General features: G+C 69.6%; 2 protein-coding genes and 2 pseudogenes. 2 read left to right on the forward strand and 2 right to left on the reverse strand.

Annotation, left to right across the window (positions count from 1 at the left end):
• Both ABT115_RS30700 and ABT115_RS30705 read left to right on the forward strand, forming a co-directional pair.
• Positions 1–1,619, forward strand: a 1,619-nt coding sequence (locus tag ABT115_RS30700) for a peptidase C14 (protein ID WP_351796746.1), incomplete at its 5' end; no start/stop codon positions are given.
• Positions 1,616–2,548 carry a GNAT family N-acetyltransferase gene (locus ABT115_RS30705; RefSeq protein ID WP_351796749.1) on the forward strand — a complete coding sequence of 311 codons (933 nt, stop codon included), beginning with the start codon at positions 1,616–1,618 and terminating at the stop codon, positions 2,546–2,548. The genes ABT115_RS30700 and ABT115_RS30705, both read left to right, overlap by 4 nt.
• Positions 2,549–2,593: 45 nt before the next feature.
• Here ABT115_RS30705 and ABT115_RS30710 read toward each other — a convergent pair.
• Positions 2,594–2,800, reverse strand: a pseudogene (locus ABT115_RS30710) (solute carrier family 23 protein); the annotation flags it as partial.
• A gap of 277 nt (positions 2,801–3,077) precedes the next feature.
• Positions 3,078–3,314, reverse strand: a pseudogene (locus ABT115_RS30720) (hypothetical protein); the annotation flags it as partial.

The following is a 3,314-nucleotide window of genomic DNA, read 5'->3' on the forward strand; positions in this document are numbered from 1 at the left end:
TGCGCACCGAAGGCATCGAGAAGAACACCCACGACAACCCCTTCGGCGCCGTCCTCTCCTTCCGCGGCACCGTCACCGACACCACCGTCAAGCACCCGCTCTCCGGCAAGGTCATCGAGCTCACCGACACCTTCCCGGTCCCGGACGCCGAGGCGTTCGAGGTCGGGCAGTGGTGGGCCGTGCAGGTCGACCCGGTCGCGGGCGGCGGCGGTGACGAACGCGAGCTGCAGAAGCTGGTCGAGATCACCGAGATCGTCGACGCGAGCCACATCCGGATCGGCTACCTCAACGGCTGGGAACTCGCCGCGGGCCGCACCCTCACCTGGACCCGCATCGAGCCGGTCCGCAGCACCCACGTCCGCAATCTGGTCTTCGAGGGCGCCGGCCCCGACGAGTACACCGGCTCCCACCCGGTCAGCTTCGAATACGCCGTCGGCTGCGACGTCTCCGGGATCCACGCCACCGGCACCTTCTGGCCGGTCATCATGCGCCGTTGGTGCACCCGGTTCCGTACCGAGGACTGCTCCCTGAAGAACCCGCCCACCGTCGAGTACGGCGGCGCGGGCTATCTCACCCAGCAGATCTACTGCCTCTACGGACGGGTCGCGGACTGCACGACCAGTAATGTGCGCCACCTCAACGACCTCACCGCCTCCGCCTACTGCACCGTCGTGAACTGTCACGGCGACGGGGACGACGCGGGCGGCAACCCCTTCACGACACACGGGCAGTACGAGCACGATCTGCTCTTCGACGGTAACTCCGGACTGATGGACATAGCCAACTCCGGTTCGCAGTGGGGGATGTCCGCCAAGCGGATCACCGTGCGCAGACATGTCTGCTCCTGGTTCACCGCCAATACCAAGATCACCGATCTCACCCTCGAAGACATCACAGTGATCGCGCGCCCCACCTTCGACCAGGCCGGTACCCTCACCGTCAACGCCGACGGAGCCCAGGTGCGCGGCTGCACCGCCAAGACCTTCGCCGTCGCCCAACGCTCCGCACGCTCCACGCGGCCGACCACCATCAGCGACTGCTCCTTCGAGCCACCCGCGGGCGCCGTCCTCGTCCAGACCCCGGTCACCACTCCCGTCCACTTCGTACGCTGCACCTTCAAGGGCGTCGACGGCGCGATCCTGCGCGGTGCGGGGCCCGTCCACTTCACCGACTGCACCGTCACCGGCGCCGAGAACGCGGCCCCGCTCTCGGTCGGATCGGCGGATCTGCGGATCGACGGCGGTAGCTACGACAACACCGGCATCGAACTCAGCGCCGCGCGCGACCAGCGGATCAGCGTCACCGGTGGCACCCGCCTCACCGGCAGCAACAAGGCCAAGGTGCTTCTCGGCCGCGCGGCCGGTCCCGGGAAGGTGACCTGGGACATCAACGCGCTCGGCAGCGCCGCCTCTGGACCGGACACCGCCCATGTGCGCATCACCGACGGCACGAACCACTACGCGGCGACCGGCAGCCGCTTCACCGGCGGCACCCTCCACCTCGCCCCGGACGCCCTGGATTCGGTCCTGCACACCGCGTGCGTGGAGGACGGTACGAAGCGCAGCGCGATGCCCGCGAACAGCGACTCGGTGCGCACGGACGGGAACCTGACCCTGTGACCGCCGTCATCAGGACCGCGACCGCAGCCGACGATCCGGCTCTGGCCCATCTGTGGCAGCTGTGTTTCGACGCCCTGCACATCGCCGACCTGCATGCCCTCGACCCGGACCGCCACCGCCATACGTTCATTGCGCAGAACGGTCCGGGAGGAGGGATCGACGCGGTCGTCGTCTACGTACCGAGGCTGATTCGCGACGCGTACGGCACCCCGCAGCGGGTCGGCGGCATCGGCAGCGTCGCCACCCGTCCCGAGGCCCGGGGCCAGGGGCTGGTACGGCGGCTGCTGGTGGAGGCGGAGCGTGCCATGATGGCCGAACAATGTGCCTGGTCACTGCTGTTCACCGGGACGCCCGGCGTCTACCGGGGCTCGGGATGGCAGGAATTCGGCAGTACGTACAGCGAAGGGACGCTCGCCGACGTGGCCGCCCCCGGTGCCTTCCGGGTCCGCGCGGCCTCGGCAAAGGACGCCATCGAGGTGGCCGCCCTGCACCACGCGTACAACGCGAACAGGCCGCTCAGCTCGCTGCGGGCTCCGGAGGACTGGGCGGTGCGCGTGCCCGCCTGGTACGGCGCGCTCGACCGGTCGCTCGTGGCCAAGGACCCCGGATCGGGGGCGCTCGTCGGCTGGATCGTGGCCCAGCACGAGGGGGAGTGCGTGGAGGTGCGCGAATTCGCGGGCGCGCCCGAGTGCCTGGGAGAGCTGTTCGCCGCCGTCGGCGAACGGGCCCGGGCCGCGGGACTGAGCCGGGCCCGGGTCCGGATTCCCGACGGTCCCGAGGTCAGGTCAGCACTGCCGGCTTTGCTGGCGTACCCCCGGTCGGTGGAGGAGCACGTGGGCATGGCGCGCCCGTTGCATGCCACCGCCGACTCGGTTCGGGCCACGGTCACGGCGCCCGGCGCCGTCCACTGGTACGGCGACTGCTTCTGACTGGAACGGCGCGGTTGTTTCCAGGAGTCAGGGGGCGCCGCCAGCAACAGGGACGGCGAATACTGCACCAGTCACCACGGCGCTGCTGCCGCCGCTCGCCCGGATTGTCGCGGCGGCCCCGACGAAGGAGAGCGAACAGCCGAGGTAGCTGGGCACCCGGCCGCGCGTGGCCAGCAGGAAGATGGCCGTCGCGACACCCGACACCGTGATCGCCAGGTTCGGGTCCAGGCCCATGAGCACCGGGGCGACGAAGCCGTATTCATACCGATCCTCGAGCTTGGGGATCGAACAGGGTACCGGCTGCGCGGACAGGTCCCGATGAGCGAGGGCTGTCTCGCCGAGCCGACCGCGGGGATCATCGACTCGCAGTCACTGCGGGTCCCGAAGCCACCGGGCGCACGATCACCCACGCACGCGACGGCATGCACGCCCGCGCCGCCGACGCGCGGGAGGCGAGTGCCCTGGGGCTCCCCGTCGGCTCCTCGATTCTGGCCGGCGCCCGCCGGCAGGGCTGTTGCAAGGTCGGATTTCAGGCATGAATGTGCAGGTCGCAGGGGATGCCGAAGAGTTCGAGTGGGGCGGTGTGTGGTGCGAGGGCGAGCTGTCGACGTGCGTCGGCGATGGAACTTCCCGACCTGCGCAGGAAGTTCATGGTGACCGACCTCAACGTAGCCATGTTCTGTGGCCCGTGGCCGGTACGGATGCGTGAGGCGTCCTCCCCGAAGGCCACATCCCGCACGTAATGGATCTTGTTCTCGATGCCCCA

Source organism: Streptomyces sp. NPDC001832 (assembly GCF_040297265.1).
GTDB lineage: Bacteria > Actinomycetota > Actinomycetes > Streptomycetales > Streptomycetaceae > Streptomyces.